The organism is Niallia sp. 01092 (assembly GCF_052318935.1).
Lineage (GTDB): Bacteria > Bacillota > Bacilli > Bacillales > Cytobacillaceae > Niallia.
Genome location: NZ_JBQRKO010000002.1, coordinates 256,238 through 271,520, shown reverse-complemented (window position 1 = coordinate 271,520; position 15,283 = coordinate 256,238). Strand labels below are relative to the sequence as shown.

Annotated in this window: 17 protein-coding genes and 1 other annotated feature; of the genes, 10 read left to right on the top strand and 7 right to left on the bottom strand. The window is 35.5% G+C overall.

From position 1 onward, the window contains the following. Positions 1–238: 238 nt before the first annotated feature. Positions 239–1,750 (bottom strand): glucose-6-phosphate dehydrogenase, encoded by a 1,512-nt coding sequence (gene zwf / locus ACTXGU_RS03275; protein ID WP_443480067.1) that lies wholly within the window; start codon positions 1,748–1,750, stop codon positions 239–241. Positions 1,751–2,278: 528 nt separating this feature from the next. Between zwf and rnz the strand changes: the two genes are divergently transcribed. Further along, positions 2,279–3,193: a ribonuclease Z gene (gene rnz, locus ACTXGU_RS03270; protein ID WP_443480066.1), complete on the top strand. Its 915-nt coding sequence runs from the start codon at positions 2,279–2,281 to the stop codon at positions 3,191–3,193. A 64-nt stretch (positions 3,194–3,257) separates the two neighbouring features. Here rnz and proC read toward each other — a convergent pair whose 3' ends face one another. Next, complete coding sequence (gene proC, locus ACTXGU_RS03265) at positions 3,258–4,094, bottom strand: pyrroline-5-carboxylate reductase (RefSeq protein WP_443480065.1); 837 nt, start codon at positions 4,092–4,094, stop codon at positions 3,258–3,260. Positions 4,095–4,157: 63 nt separating this feature from the next. Further along, positions 4,158–4,378 (bottom strand) — a binding site (T-box leader). 427 nt (positions 4,379–4,805) lie between these two features. Between proC and ACTXGU_RS03260 the strand changes: the two genes are divergently transcribed. Further along, on the top strand, positions 4,806–5,597 hold the full coding sequence (locus ACTXGU_RS03260; protein WP_443480064.1) for an SDR family NAD(P)-dependent oxidoreductase: 792 nt from the start codon (positions 4,806–4,808) through the stop codon (positions 5,595–5,597). A 523-nt stretch (positions 5,598–6,120) separates the two neighbouring features. Here the strand turns inward: ACTXGU_RS03260 and ACTXGU_RS03255 are convergent. Continuing rightward, a complete protein-coding gene (locus ACTXGU_RS03255; RefSeq protein WP_443480063.1) occupies positions 6,121–6,321 on the bottom strand; it encodes a YqzH family protein in 201 nt (66 codons plus the stop codon). A 165-nt stretch (positions 6,322–6,486) separates the two neighbouring features. Between ACTXGU_RS03255 and msrA the strand changes: the two genes are divergently transcribed. Continuing rightward, complete coding sequence (msrA, locus tag ACTXGU_RS03250; RefSeq protein ID WP_443480062.1) at positions 6,487–7,002, top strand: peptide-methionine (S)-S-oxide reductase MsrA; 516 nt, start codon at positions 6,487–6,489, stop codon at positions 7,000–7,002. Between the two features lie 43 nt (positions 7,003–7,045). Here msrA and ACTXGU_RS03245 read toward each other — a convergent pair whose 3' ends face one another. Next, positions 7,046–7,972: an alpha/beta hydrolase gene (locus ACTXGU_RS03245; RefSeq protein ID WP_443480061.1), complete on the bottom strand. Its 927-nt coding sequence runs from the start codon at positions 7,970–7,972 to the stop codon at positions 7,046–7,048. A 177-nt stretch (positions 7,973–8,149) separates the two neighbouring features. Here ACTXGU_RS03245 and ACTXGU_RS03240 point away from each other — a divergent pair, with 177 nt between their 5' ends. Further along, a complete protein-coding gene (locus ACTXGU_RS03240; protein WP_443480060.1) occupies positions 8,150–8,923 on the top strand; it encodes a GNAT family N-acetyltransferase in 774 nt (257 codons plus the stop codon). Positions 8,924–9,313: 390 nt separating this feature from the next. Here ACTXGU_RS03240 and ACTXGU_RS03235 read toward each other — a convergent pair whose 3' ends face one another. After that, a complete protein-coding gene (locus ACTXGU_RS03235; protein ID WP_443480059.1) occupies positions 9,314–9,445 on the bottom strand; it encodes a hypothetical protein in 132 nt (43 codons plus the stop codon). A 110-nt stretch (positions 9,446–9,555) separates the two neighbouring features. On the opposite strand from ACTXGU_RS03235, the gene ACTXGU_RS03230 reads away from it, so the two are divergent. Further along, positions 9,556–10,014 (top strand): OsmC family protein, encoded by a 459-nt coding sequence (locus ACTXGU_RS03230; RefSeq protein WP_443480058.1) that lies wholly within the window; start codon positions 9,556–9,558, stop codon positions 10,012–10,014. A gap of 38 nt (positions 10,015–10,052) precedes the next feature. Continuing rightward, positions 10,053–10,298, top strand: a complete 246-nt coding sequence (locus ACTXGU_RS03225; protein ID WP_443480057.1) for a YqkE family protein — start codon at positions 10,053–10,055, stop codon at positions 10,296–10,298. A 60-nt stretch (positions 10,299–10,358) separates the two neighbouring features. Here ACTXGU_RS03225 and ACTXGU_RS03220 read toward each other — a convergent pair whose 3' ends face one another. Together ACTXGU_RS03220 and mciZ are read right to left on the bottom strand one after the other, a co-directional pair. Beyond that, positions 10,359–11,267, bottom strand: coding sequence for an aldo/keto reductase (locus ACTXGU_RS03220; RefSeq protein ID WP_443480056.1), 909 nt, complete (start codon positions 11,265–11,267; stop codon positions 10,359–10,361). Positions 11,268–11,377: 110 nt separating this feature from the next. Further along, complete coding sequence (gene mciZ / locus ACTXGU_RS03215; protein ID WP_443480055.1) at positions 11,378–11,536, bottom strand: Z-ring formation inhibitor MciZ; 159 nt, start codon at positions 11,534–11,536, stop codon at positions 11,378–11,380. 175 nt (positions 11,537–11,711) lie between these two features. Here mciZ and ACTXGU_RS03210 point away from each other — a divergent pair, with 175 nt between their 5' ends. From ACTXGU_RS03210 to fur, 4 genes are all read left to right on the top strand, one after another. Next, complete coding sequence (locus ACTXGU_RS03210; protein WP_443480054.1) at positions 11,712–12,260, top strand: NUDIX hydrolase; 549 nt, start codon at positions 11,712–11,714, stop codon at positions 12,258–12,260. Then, entirely contained in the window at positions 12,260–13,435 is a 1,176-nt protein-coding gene (locus tag ACTXGU_RS03205) for an endonuclease Q family protein (RefSeq protein ID WP_443480053.1), read from the top strand. Before ACTXGU_RS03210 ends, ACTXGU_RS03205 begins: the two co-directional genes overlap by 1 nt. A gap of 409 nt (positions 13,436–13,844) precedes the next feature. Next, a complete protein-coding gene (gene spoIIM, locus ACTXGU_RS03200) occupies positions 13,845–14,510 on the top strand; it encodes a stage II sporulation protein M (protein ID WP_443480052.1) in 666 nt (221 codons plus the stop codon). A 162-nt stretch (positions 14,511–14,672) separates the two neighbouring features. Next, positions 14,673–15,134: a ferric iron uptake transcriptional regulator gene (gene fur, locus ACTXGU_RS03195; RefSeq protein ID WP_443480051.1), complete on the top strand. Its 462-nt coding sequence runs from the start codon at positions 14,673–14,675 to the stop codon at positions 15,132–15,134. The last annotated feature ends 149 nt before the right edge of the window (positions 15,135–15,283 follow it).

The following is a 15,283-nucleotide window of genomic DNA, read 5'->3' as shown; positions in this document are numbered from 1 at the left end:
GGAAAGCGTGTGGTAAGCCTCGGAAAACCGAACGAAAACCTCTGAATGCTTGGATTTTTACTATCTATATTTCATAGCATCCACTTTTTCAGTGACCTTAGCAAAACGACGAGGAGGATCGGCATTCGTCTGTGGAAAGCGAAGTGTATTCAGGCTGCGGGGTAAATAACAACAATCTATACGAAAAGAGCGTAAATAAAAAACGTGAAATCATAAAGATCCCACGTTTTTATTGTTGTTAGCAAACATCCACATCAAATTGATTTATTGGCCACCAGAAGAAACCATCTTGTTCTAATAATTCATCTGCCTCTTTTGGTCCCATTGATCCAGATGCATAGTTTGGAAAATTAGCAGCAGCTGTATTTTCCCAAACTTTAGAAATTTCATCTACAAAACTCCAAGAAAGAGCCACTTCATCCCAGTGTGTAAAGTTTGTTGCATCACCATTTAAACTGTCATCAATTAACTTTTCATATGCTTCAGGTGTATTAATGCCTGCAACACCTGTATTTGCATAGCTTAGTTTAATCGGTGTAGCTTCCATATTTTGTCCAGCTTTTTTAGCATTTAAATGTAAAGTAATACCTTCTTCCGGCTGAATGTGAATTACTAAAAGATTTGGCGTTAATTCTTTTTCAGGATGATCATATAAATTCATTGGAATATCTTTAAATTGCACAACAATTTTTGTTGATTTTGATTCCATTCTTTTACCTGTACGAATATAAAATGGCACACCAGCCCAACGGAAATTATCGATCATCACTTTACCAGCAACATATGTTTCTGTATTCGATTCCGGATTTACCATTTGTTCTTCACGGTAACTAGGCAGTTCTTTATCATTTACTGTTCCTTTACCATACTGTCCACGAACAAAATATTCGTTTATTTCATCTCCTTTGATTGAGCGCATAGCTCGGAAGACTTTTACCTTTTCAGAACGAATTTCATCAGGTGTTAATCGAATCGGCGGTTCCATTGCAAGCAATGCGACCATTTGCAGCATATGGTTTTGAAACATGTCTCGTAACGCGCCGCTTGTTTCATAGTATCTGCCACGCTCTTCAACCCCTAAAGTTTCACTAGAAGTCACTTGAATATTGCTTATATAACGGTTATTCCATAAGTTTTCAAAAATGGCATTAGAAAAACGAATGGTTTCAATATTTTGCACCATTGCTTTTCCTAAATAATGATCAATTCGATACACTTCATCTTCAGAAAATGCTGTTCTTATTTGCTCATTTAGCTCTTTAGCAGATTCCAGATCATGTCCAAATGGCTTTTCGATAATCAGACGTTTGAAACCAGTGACATCTGTAAGACCATCTTCTTTTAAATGGATCGCAATTGGACCGAAAAATTCTGGAGCCATTGCCAAATAGAATATTCTGTTGCCGTCTAAGCTATATTTCTCATCTAACTCATTTGCGATATTTTTTAATGTAAGATAAGAATTAGAATCTGTTACATCATGTGAATGGTAGCAGAAATAGGAAGCAAATGTCTCAACTTCAGTTGGATTTGTATTCGCAATAGATTCTGCTACAGATTTTTCAACATTCTTTTTAAATTGTTCATTTGTTAATGTTCTTCTTCCAACTCCGACCACAGCAAAGCGTGATAATTTGCCTTTTTCATATAGTCGGTATAGGGAAGGGAACAGCTTGCGGTTTGCTAAATCTCCTGTTGCTCCAAAAATCATTAATAGTGCATTGGGTTGTTGATTTTGATTCACTTTCATGGACCTCTTTTCATTAAGTATGTATAAATAGTTCAAATTAGCTTTGAATTTTTTTAAGACACTTTAAAACAAACTTTATAAAAGAATAACAGGTATTAAAGAAGATGAAAACATAATATTCTTTCTTTTTTCTACTATGTTGTGAAAAAGTATCTGTTCAGATATAAAATTTTATCTGTTTCCTGCTAATTAAGCAAACAAAATGTTTTAATAAAACATTTTTTACTGAAATTTTAGAAAAATTAATTTTTAAAACTTTAGCAGTGTGTTTACTTTATTATTCGTTATTGTAGATAATACAATAAATTCGAGAAACTTACTAGGAAAAAAAGAAAAAATAATTTGGTAAGTTGTTCTTTTTCCCTTATACTTAAGGCATTCTCCGCTTTAATTTTCTTTTTTTTGGAACATGTATATTTAATTAGTATTTTATAGATTAACAGCATTTATCTAAAAAAAGCTTTCGTTTGAATTAGATTTTATCTAATAATTGGCATTGCAAAAATAGATAGAAAGAAGTGTATAACAGTGGAATTGCAGTTTTTAGGAACGGGTGCTGGGCTTCCAGCAAAATTAAGGAATGTTACCTGTATCGCATTAAAACTTTTAGAAGAAAGAGGAAGCATCTGGTTGTTTGATGTTGGAGAAGCGACACAGCACCAAATTTTACATACGTCTATTAAACCAAAAAGGATTGAAAAAATATTTATCACTCATCTGCATGGTGATCATTTGTATGGATTGCCTGGATTGCTTGCAAGCAGATCTTTTCAAGGAGGAGAGACTTCAGTGACCGTATATGGTCCAAAAGGGGTTAAGACTTATATTGAAACAAGTTTTACTATTAGTCAAACGCATTTAAAATATGAATTGCAAGTAGTTGAAATAGAAGAAGGCATCATTTTTGAAGACGAATCCTTTCAAGTCGAAGCGATGGCATTAGAGCACGGTGTTCCCTGCTTTGGCTATCGTGTCACGGAAAAAGACCGTCCTGGAAAATTACTCATTGATAAGCTGCGAAAAATTGGCTTGACACCAGGCCCGTTATTTAAAAAAATCAAAAATGGGGAAGACGTCACGCTGGAGGACGGCACTTTTATAAAAAGCCAGGATTTTGTCGGTTCTCCAATAAAGGGGCGGATTGTGGCCGTTTTAGGGGATACAAGGGTTTGTCAATCGGCGAGTCTTTTAGCACAAGATGCATCTGTGCTCGTTCATGAAGCGACTTTTGCAAGAGATGAGGCAGCGCTTGCAAAGGAATATTTTCATTCAACAACGGTACAAGCTGCAAAAATTGCGAAAGAGGCTAATGTAAAACAGCTTATTTTAACCCATATAAGTGCCAGATATGATAGTAATGATATTCACGAGTTGTTAACAGAAGCACAAGAAGTTTTTCCTAACACGGATATAGCAGAAGATTTTAATGTATATTCCGTCTAATTAACATGGTTTTGTTAAAAAAAGAAAGTCAAAATGGAATGTATCCTTTTTGACTTTCTTTTTCTTAATTAGTGATTTTCAACTCTTCACTTAGTGTATTTCCAAGCTGCTTTGATTTGGCTGCTGCTTCTTGAATACATTGGATGAAAGCATTTTGCACGTTAAAAGAGTCTAACACTTTAATGCCGGCTTCTGTTGTGCCTCCAGGGCTTGTTACATTTTTGCGAAGTTCAGCAGGAGTTTTAGAAGAGGTAGCAATCATTTCTGCCGCTCCATTTAAAGTTTGCACAATTAGCTCCTTTGCTATTTGATGGTCTAGTCCAATTTCGACTGCACTTTTTTCCATCGCTTCAACAATATAATAAATATAAGCAGGACCGCTTCCAGAAAGTCCCGTAACTGCATCTAGCTGAGATTCCTCGACTACTGTTGATAATCCAATCGTTTCAAATATTTTTAATACAAATTGTTTTTGGTTTTCATTAACGTACGCATTCATTGCAATTCCCGTTGCAGATTTGCCAACCGTTGCAGATGTATTAGGCATCGCTCGGGCAATTGGCAGTGCTTTATCGGCTAATAATTCCATACTTTTGATGCTGACACCTGCTAAAACCGAAATAAGCAGTGTGTTATCGGCTAAAAATGGTTTTATTTCTGTAATAGCTTCTTTTACATCTTTTGGTTTCATAGCAAGGATTATTGCATCAGCATTTGCTGAAAGTGTTTCCATATTATAGGAATAGTTCACGCCATACTGATTTTGAAGTGTTTCCAATCTTTCTTGATTAGCTCTGTTTGTAACAAAAATATCTTCCCCATTAATCATTTTACTGTTTACTATTCCGGAAATTATTGCTTCGCACATAGAACCAGCGCCAATAAAAGTGAGTTTTGTCATATATTTGCCTCCAACTATTTTTCTTTATATATTCATTATTATCATAAAAAAACCTTTCATCCAATAAAGGACGAAAGGTTTTATTTCGCGGTACCACCTTAGTTCAGTATATAAAATTTATTACATACTATTCTTTTATCCGGATAACGACGGAATACGTGTAGGTTTGCCTATCAACTCGTAAGGTAGGTTCAATGAGATGAGGGACGATGAAGTTTTCCAGCCAAGAACTTCACTCTCTTAATGTATCTATCTCATTTACTATTCTTAGTCATCATTTATTTATCTATGAAATTGCTTTGATTATGCAAGAAAAAAGGCTTGTCTGTCAAGAGACAATTTAAAAAAAATGTATTGTGATGACGGGAAAGCTGAGAGGAATGCTCAATGCAAAACAAAAACATAATATTGTGAATCAATGGAAGATATGTGAAAATGATTTTATTCAAAGGCTGTTTTTTCAAAGTTTGTTGTTTTTCACATGAAATATTGGAAATGAAATACTCAGCAGACTGAATACACGTAGACTCCTGTGGGAATGCGAGAAAGACGAGACCCCGCAGGAGCGTATACGACGAGGAGGCTCGACGCTCGCCCGCGGAAAGCGAAGTGTATTCAGGCTGCGAATTTAAAAGCAATAATCCATAAGAAAACAGCCTATTCAAATCAAGAAATAAATCAATGATAAGAGAAAGTAATAAGAGGTGTATCATGCAAATATTAAAAAATAAAAATATCGTCATTACTGGAGCTTCGTCTGGCATTGGAGAAAAAATCGCTCACAATGTAGCGGCTTTAGGAGCAAGACCGATTCTTTTGGCTCGTTCTGTTGATAAGCTAGAGCAAATATGTAGAGAAATTAATCAACATTCAAATGTAAATGCGATTTTTTTTCAGCTTGATGTTGGTAATTCAGCAGAAATAAAAGCAGTTTTTAAAAAAATTTATGAAGAAGTAGGCTTTATTGATATTTTATTAAATAATGCTGGATTTGGAGTGTTTGATTATTTGCATGAAGCAAGCTTTGACCATTTAGAAAAAATGTTTCAAGTAAATGTTTTAGGTGTAATGGCGTGTACAAAAGAAGTGTTGCCTTCGATGTTAAAACGAAATAGTGGGCATATCATCAATATTGCATCAATCGCAGGGAAACTGGCGACAGCGAAGTCAAGCGGCTATTCTGCTACAAAACATGCCGTATTAGGTTTCACTAACAGCTTGCGCATGGAACTCGCAAAAACAAATATTCATGTTTCAGCCGTTAATCCGGGACCAATTGCCACTAATTTTTTTACAATTGCTGATAAGTCAGGGGATTATGTAAAAAATATCAAAAAACATATGCTTTCTTCTGATGATGTGGCAAATAAGGTAACGAACTTAATGTTAAAACCAAAAAGAGAGTTGAATATACCAAACTGGATGAATTGGGGAAATATGCTTTATCATTTATTTCCAAAAACTGCAGATAAAGTAATGACGAAAATGTTTAATAAAAAATAGGCTCTGTTAAACGATTATGTTGATTTTGGAAGGGAATATGCGAGATTCCTGTGGGAAAATGGGCTGGCAAGACCCCGCAAGACGGGGGTACAAGCTAAGAGGATTGCCAGTTCGTCCACGGAAAGCGAGCGATAAGCTTCGGAAAACCCCTTTTATCAGGAGCTTATTTTCAGGGTAGACATCCATGCTAATAAAATTCGCACCATGGCGCATGAAAAGAAGCAGTCTCCCTATTTTTTAGCGAAGTGTATGCCGGCTGCGGACTACTCACAAGAACACCACACTTTTCAGGGTAGACACCCATGCTAATAAAATTCGCATCATGGCGTATGGAAAGAAGCAGTCTCCACATTTATAGCGCAGAGCAGCGTGAATACACGAAGACTCCTGCGGGAAAGCGAGACAGACGAGACCCTGCAGGAGCGTAGCGACGAAGCGGCTCGGCGCTCGCTAAGCAAGAAGCGTAGTGTATTCACGCTGCGGAACTTCTTTTCAGGGTAGCCAAAAAATAAAACAGATTCTTCTAAAAATAAGGCGAATCTGTAATATACCCATAAACAACATCCTGAACAAGATCATAAATATCTACTTCAGGCGATTCTTTTTTACTATATATAATTTTTTTATACATGTTTTCGAAATCATGATCGTTCAGAATAGTACTTTCTGTATGGTATTGTTTTAATGCATTTTTAATCATTTTGTTAATAAAAACTTTATTCATGACATAACCTACTTTAATTTAGAACTTTTAAAAATGAAAAGATAGAATGGTTTTATAAAATATTATATACTATATCTCAATAGAATAAAGTATTTTGAAAATTTGCCTACATAAAGCAGGGAAAATAGATAAGATGAATTTCAACGAAGAAAGAGGATGGAAATTATGGAGAAAGCTACATTTGCAGGGGGATGCTTTTGGTGTATGGTAACACCTTTTGACGAGCTGCCTGGGATTGAAGGGATTATTTCTGGATATATGGGTGGAACGAAAGAAAATCCAACATATGAAGAAGTGAAATCAGGAAATACAGGTCATTCGGAAGTCGTGCAAATTACGTTTAATCCAGATCTTTTTCCATATGAAAGGTTATTAGAATTGTATTGGCAGCAAATTGATCCAACGGATGCTGGTGGTCAATTTCATGACAGAGGATCGCAATACCGTACGGTTATTTTTTATCATAATGAAATACAAAAAAAACTTGCGGAAGAATCAAAGCAAGCAGTCATTGACAGTGGACGCTTTCATAAACCAATTGTCACTGCTATTGAGCCAGCAAGCGCTTTTTACGAGGCAGAAGAATATCATCAAGATTATCATAAAAAGAATAAACAGCATTATAAAGAAGATCGTCAAAAATCTGGAAGAGATGAATATATTAAAGAAAAATGGCAGTAGAATAGGAAACATAATCGGGATTGCTCCTATTAGACAATCCCGATTATGTTTCCTTAACATGGACATATTCTTGTAAAAAATCATCAATTGCTTGTTCATAGGCTTCCTTGTTTTCATTATAGGATTGAGCGTGCAGACCGTTGCTTGCAAAAAACAATTTTTTGGGTCCTTTTTTCTTTTCGAATAACTTTTGGGTCATACTTGGCAAAATAAAATCATCTTTTTCACTATGAATAAACAACATTGGTTTTGTTATTTTATCAATAACGGTGATAGGAGAAACATCGCGAAGAGAATAATGTTCTCTTAGTCGGATAAACAAATCAGCAATCGGCAATAGAAGTTTTGCAGGTAATTTTACTTCAGAAGAAATTAAATGTTGAATTTCCTCTTTAAAATCAGAAAAAGGACAATCTGCAATATAAAAATCGGCCCCATCATCCAACATGCCTGCATAAAGAATCATGGTTGCAGCGCCCATTGATTCCCCATGTATGCCGAGAAGAATATCTTTCCCTCTATTTTCATGAACCCAATCAACCACTGCTTTTAAATCAAATTTTTCATAATGACCAAAACTAGTTGTTTTACCTCCAGATTCTCCATGTCTGCGATGGTCGTAAATTAGGACATTATATCCTCTTTTTAGAAAAAGATTCATATATTTAATGGAATTGATTTTGTTTTCGGTAACGCCATGTGAAATAATAATATAGTGTTTTTTTTCAAACGGTTCCACTATAATGGTTTTTAAATGATAACCATAGGGAGAAGGAATGGTAACTTCTTGCTTACGTAATGCTTCGAATGACGCAGGATCGAAACGCCCTGCATCTCGTTCTCGATTATAAATAAATTGATCTTTTTTTGTCTTCATGTACATTAATCGGTTGGTGCTATATACACCAATAGATGCTAAAAAAAGCAAACATGAAAAGATATAACGAAAGAACCGAAAGAATCTTTTCATCAAATCCCACCTATTCCTATATCTGTAAAAATCATTTGTAGTTTACCATTCTTTTTCAGGAAAGCAAAGGGATAGATTCTTTAATTTTTCATCGGTTCAAACCTAATGGTAAAGACTATTGATAGTAATTGAGTTAAAAGTTAGAATAGTGAAAAAAAGAAGAGGGGAAATGGCTAAGTGAAACATACTACGACAATGTTAGAGGAATTGGCGATGAATGCTCAGCCTTGTGCAGTTACAATGCTGCTGGATGGGTGGATTATTCGTTTTAATGATGGTTATACAAAACGTGGCAATTCAGTGCAGCCATTGTATTTTTCTTCCATGAGTCTTGAGGAAAAAATACAGGAAGTGGAACAAATATATGTAAAGAAAGAGATGCCTGTTATTTTTAAGATGACAGAAGAAGCTTGTCCTAAGGAGCTAGATGGAATCCTTGAAACAAAAGGATATGGATTCCTAGATGAAACAAGTGTACAAACAAGATCTTTGCACGATATATCTCCTGTCTCCTCTTTAACGAATGCTGTAGAGATGTATGATTATTTTACAGAAGAGTGGCTTGAGCATTATTGCCGCTTGAATAAAGTAAACAAGACGAATCATTCGACATTAGTACATATGTTGCGTACTATTATTCCAGACACATGTTATGTTTTGCTAAAGGAAGGTTCGGAAGTAGTCTCGTGCGGTTTAGGTGTAAGGCAAGGAAAGTATATCGGATTATTTGATATTGTTACAAATAGTGATTATCGCCGCAAAGGGTATGGAAAAGCTTTAGTTCAATCGATCCTGCAATGGGGAAAAAACGAAGGTGCAGAATATGCCTACTTGCAAGTTATGGTAAAAAATAAACCGGCAATAACCTTATATCAAACATGTGGTTTCCAAGAGAGCTACCGTTATTGGTATAGAATAAAGGAAAAAAAGGAAAATAGATTCTGTGGGTAAGACCCAATGTCATCAACTTAAGATTCCATAAATTACAAACTTTTTAATATCATGGAATTAGATACCCTTTATGTAAAAGAAATACCCAATTTGTTTGGAGAGGCGTCCGCTCGACTCCTACGGGATTAGCGAGAAAGACGAGACCCCACAGGAGCAAAGCGACGAGGAGGCTCGGCGCTCGCCCCGTGGAAAGCGAGCGGTAAGCCTCGGAGAACAGAGCGGAAACCCTTACTTCCTATTTAGTTGCTTATTTTCCTGTTTTTTGAAGGTTAGCTTGATGACATTGGGGTAAGACCCCACCTTTAAGCGAATTATAGGTGGGGTTTTTCCAATACGTTAAATAATAACTTTACCTGCTTAGTTGAAGTTTTAGCTTGCTTTAAAACGAGTTCATTGTTTTGTGTTTTGTCTTTTTGTTGGATGAATGGCTTTCTCTAATTCTTCTACTGCAATCGTTTCTTTTACTGTATCACCATTTGGCTGTCCTGCTTGGCTATATCCTTTGTCTCTTTTTTGGCTCATTTTAATGCTCCTTTCCAAAATAAACTACAATCATAACATAAGTTATTAGCACGATTTTTATTCATCCCACTAAATTGGGGGATTAACATAAGGAGAGGGTGAATATAAGAATGGCAGAACATCACTTTTATTTACATGCAGACTGGCCTGGATTAAGAAATGATGTTGGTACAATACAAAGCGGAAATTTGAAAACTGAAATTTCCATTCCTAAAGAAATGGATGGACCAGGAATTGGCACAAATCCGGATGAAATGCTCTTAGGAGCCGCAGCCACTTGTTTTATCATCACTTTAGCAGCAATGCTGGAAAGAAGTAAGATAAAAAAGGAAAGTTTAAGCTTGAAGTCTGAAGGAATTGTAGATGTTACAAATGGCGTAATTACTTATAAGCAAATTATACATCGTCCTAAAATTGTTTTGCCAATCGGTGCAACAGACAGAGACAAGCTTTTAGTCCGCCGTTTAGCACATAAAGCGGAAGCATCTTGTATGATTACAAGAGCGATAAAAGGGAATGTGGAAGTGAAATTGGTGGAAACTATTTGCATCCAGGATGAAAGCAATTAGATGATAAATAAATGAATAAGCACAAGGAGGAATTTACGATGAAAAAACAGCGTAAACCAGTAACTAAGAACCAGCAAGATAAACCGACAACATTAAAGGACTTGCTTAATGACCAGCTAATGAAACAGCTGCAAGACAAAAAACAGGCACTAAAGGCAGAAGAACAAGTAAAACAAAAAGCGGAAGAAGAAAGAATGAAAGAAGAAAAAAGATTAAAAGAAAAAAATAAATCTTTTGAAGAATTATTAAATGAAAATCCTCTTAATTGGAAAGAATTTAAGTAATGAACGAAGATAAAAAAGAACGCGACCTTTCCTTTTTTTCACGGAAAAGGTCGCAAACTTTTAACGATGCTGAAGATACGTATTTGCTTTTGTTATTTTTTGTACAAGTTCTATTTCTTTAAGTGATAACTGTTCACTATTTATAGCTTTTGCATTTTCCACGATCTGTTTTACACTGCTTGCTCCGGCAATGACAGAGCTAACCGCTGGGGCGGCTAAATTAAATTGAAGTGCTGCTTCCGTTAAAGAGTGAGTATCTGCAAAAATGTCTTTAAGTTTTGGCAAGATATCTTGTAATTCCTCTAAAGTATAATCTAAATATCCAGCAGTAAGTTTGTTTCGAAAGTTTTCACTTAATAAGCCTTTTGCAACTGGCCCTCTTGTAACTACACTAATCCCGTTTCGATATAATTGTGACAGCACTTCTTCCTCTGGTCGTCTGTCTAACATACTGTATTGCATCATGACAGAAACAATCGAGGAATGTTTTATATATTCACGAATGACATTTGGACGAATAGAGGAAATGCCATAATAGCGGATAAACCCTTCTTCCTTTAATTCTTCAAAGGCCTCAATCGTTTTTTTTATATTATCCTCTAATGTACCACCGTGTAACTGATACAAGTCGATATAATCGGTATTTAATCGCTTTAAACTTTGTTTAACGGCTTCTTTTATATAGTCTTTGCTCGCATCCCATGACCAGTTAGTTTGTCCACCTTTCCATTTATTTCCCACCTTTGTTGCAATAATAATATCTTCCCGATTATGTTTGAAAAATTGCCCCAATAACTGCTCGTTTTTTCCAAAATCATATAAATCTGCTGTATCAAAATAATTAATTCCTTGTTCAAGAGCAGCTTCTAAAATGGGGAATGCCGTTTTTTCATCCGTCCCTAAACTCATGCATCCTAATCCAAGTATTGAAACATATAGATCAGATGATCCTAACTGTCTTTTTTTCAAAATAAGGCACCTCTTTTTGTCGTTTATTCCTTCATTGTACCGAAAAAATAATCGGCTTTTCAAAAATATCGCCTTATTTAGTAAAATTGATTTTTTTACTATCTGGATTATTATTTTTTAGAAGAAGGATATTTTTTGGTTTGTTTTTCAACATATTCCAGCCACTCTTTTACATACGTATAATCTTTAGTGTATTTTTTTAAAAGGTGCCGAATTTGCCACGCCTTTCCTGTGCAAATGATGCCCTTATCATGTAAGTAAATCTTCATATGCAGCTCCTTTCCTGTCTTTATAAAAGAAAAAAAAGTATAATAATCTTAGGATAGACAAAAAAGAAATGAATAATCTTTCTGGGAGACATAAAAAAATTTTTTCGACAGGCAGATAATAAAACTATATGTAGTTAGACGATGCGAATAGAACGAGAACAGGAGAGGGTTTGAAATGAATTTACAGGAAAAAACAATTCGTTCAGAAAAAATATTTGATGGCAGAATCATCACGGTCCAAGTGGATGAGGTAGAACTTCCGAATGGAAAGACATCAACAAGAGAATTAGTAAAACATCCTGGTGCCGTTGCAGTTATTGCGGTAACCGATGAAGAAAAATTAGTATTGGTGGAACAATTTAGAAAACCATTAGAAAAAGAAATTGTCGAAATACCAGCAGGGAAGCTGGAAAAAGGGGAAGATCCTGCAGTTTGTGCGAAACGGGAGTTAGAGGAAGAAACAGGCTATGGCTGTAAAAGCCTAGAATTGCTAACATCTTTTTACACGTCTCCCGGATTTGCAGATGAAATTGTTCATCTTTATATTGCAAAAGGATTACATAAAATCGAAGACGCAGCAGGATTAGATGAAGACGAATTTGTCAACTTAATGGAAGTATCGTTGGAAGAGGCACAGGAATTGGTCAAAAATCAACGCATTTTTGATGCGAAAACGATGTATGCGGTTCAGTATATGCAGCTTGTTCAGGCCTTGAAAAAATAATGAATCGATATTATACAGATCTTCATATCCATATCGGCCGTACAAAAAGCGGAAAACCAGTAAAAATCACCGGATCCCGCACATTAACTTTTTCGAATATAATTCAATATGCAAAATTTCAAAAAGGAATGCATATGATAGGCATCATTGATTCTCATTCACCGGAAGTGCTTGCCGAAATTGAACAAAAGGTGGAAGAAGGTGTGATTGCTCCAAAAACAAACGGCGGTTTGGATATGAATGGATTAACGATTATTTTAGGATCAGAACTGGAACTATACGATGACCATTGCAACGGTCCGGTCCATGTATTAGTGTTTTTGCCGACATTAGAGAAAATGAAGGAATTTTCTTATTGGCTTTCTTCCAATACAAAAAACATTACATTAAGTTCACAAAGAATTTATGTAACAGGATTTGAATTGCAAAAAAAGATAAAGAGCATGGGAGGATTATTTATTCCAGCACATATTTTTACACCTTTTAAAAGCCTTTATGGCAGCGGTGTCAAGCAGTCTCTTTCAGAAATCTTTGATCCTGAATTAATTGATGCAGTGGAACTTGGCTTGAGTGCCGATTCAAAAATGGCAGATTGTATCGAAGAATTGCATCGTTATACATATATTACGAACTCAGATGCTCATTCGTTAGCAAAAATAGCTCGTGAATATCAAATAATTGAGATGAAAGAACCTTCCTTTTTAGAATTGAAAAAGGCAATAAAGGGTGAAGAAGGAAGAGGTATACGTGCAAATTACGGATTGAATCCTTTACTGGGGAAGTATCATGAAACTGTTTGTGCTAAATGTTTGAACCAACTTTCAAAAATAGGAGAGTCCTGTTCTATTTGTGGTAGTAAAAAAGGAGTGAAGGGTGTTGCAGCAAGAATAGAGGAATTAAAAAATGCGGTAACACAAACGAAAAGACCCCCTTACATCTACCAAGTGCCCCTTGAATTTATCCCAGGCCTCGGGAGAAAAACGCTAGAGAAGCTTTTGCAGCATTTTTCCACAGAAATGCAAGTTATTCATGAAGTTCCATACGAAAAACTAGCAGAAGTTTTGCCAAAAAAAATCGCAGATTATATTTCTGCTGCAAGAAATGGAAAGCTATTAATTTCTGTTGGCGGCGGCGGGAAATATGGAAAGATTGCAGAAAATTTATTTCATAAATAGCACCTAGTGCTGTCCATTAGATTCTTTTTTCTTTTGGAACAGCACTATTTTTTTCAAAAGATAAGAAAGTATAAAATTTCGAACCTAGTTTAGTGTCTAGTGCCGGCGTTGCCACAGGCTCGCAGGATGCGAGTCAATCGACGCTGCCACAGGACGTGGCGTACTACTTAGTCGATTTTCCTCTGTGCGCATTTAGCCAGCCGGTGCCTAGCCCCTGTGAAAGATAACCTCTGCCTCTAAAAGTAAAAAACATTTTTTCAGTCAAGAGAACATTTTTCTTCGGGGCTGAGCAAGGCGCCTGTGCTTTTCTTATGCAAAAAGAATTTACTAGAAAAAATACTAGATTTCCTAGTCATATGCCTTCCTCTCTTGCATAGAATAAACTAACTGATTTGTAGGAGGAAGAGCAATGAAGAAAAAAAAGTACCAGAACATTGTGGCCAATCATTTTCGGGAGCATTCCTCAATTTATTTATTTATCGTTGTTTTGTTTCTGATGGGGGTTATTTTTGGTGCGGTTGTTGTCAATAGTTTAACGTTAACGCAAAAGGAAGATTTATATGATTATTTATCCCAATTTTTTGGCCAAGTTTCAGATGGAAAAATAGCAAGTAGTAAGGATCTGTTTATACAGAGCTTTTCACATAATAGTAAGTTTATTGGTTTAATGTGGCTACTCGGTATTTCTATTATCGGATTGCCAGTTATTCTTATTCTATTATTTATTAAAGGAATGGTTGTTGGTTTTACAGTAGGTTTTTTAGTAAATCAGATGGGGTGGAATGGATTTCTGCTTTCCTTTGTGTCTATCTTGCCACAAAATATCATTGTAATCCCGATTTTTATTATTTCTGCCACACTTTCCGTAGCATTTTCATTTAAAATGATAAGACAACAGTTTATAAACAAAAGGGGGGAGCCGATACTTCCTTTATTCGGACGATATATGTTTCTTTTAGTGGTTGCTTTTCTTTTTTTGGCTGCAGCTGCCGGAGTTGAGGCCTATATTTCACCTATGCTGATGAAGTCCATCATTAATATGGTTCAATCATTTATCATACCCTTTGGAATGTAAGCAAGGGGGGAGAATAAAATGGTGGAAAAACGAAAAAAGGAATGGTATAATTAATATTATTTAATAATAATTATTGATTCTTAATTATAATAATTTTTATTAGGATTCTTTTCCTACATCTGTTATAATGAGATGGATAGTGGCTAGGGAGGGACTTTCGGAATGGAAAGTAGAATTGATAGAATAAAAAAGCTGTTGCACTCATCGAGTTATAAACTAACTCCCCAAAGGGAAGCAACGGTAAGAGTACTACTAGAAAATGAAGAAGACCACTTAAGTGCAGAAGACGTATACCTCCTTGTTAAAGATAAATCTCCAGAAATTGGATTAGCAACCGTTTATCGTACGTTAGAATTGTTAACTGAACTTAAAATTGTTGATAAAATAAATTTCGGAGACGGTGTTTCAAGATACGATTTACGACAAGAAGGAGCGGCACACTTTCATCATCATTTAGTATGCATAGAATGTGGTGCTGTTGATGAAATTCAAGAGGATTTATTAGGGGATGTTGAAAAAATAGTCGAACGTGATTGGAATTTCAAAATAAAAGATCACCGCTTAACTTTTCATGGAATATGTCATCGCTGCACAGAAAAAAGTGAGGGTGCAGTCGAAGAATAATGAAACCTTCTCTTTTTGGAGAAGGTTTTCAATATAGGTTGAAGGTAAAAGAAACTGCAACTTTTCAACAATTCTCTTCTCTTTTTGAGAAGTTTTTTTCAACCTTTCATTTTAGAAGGTATAAAACCTGTCCAAACTGGCATAGCTTT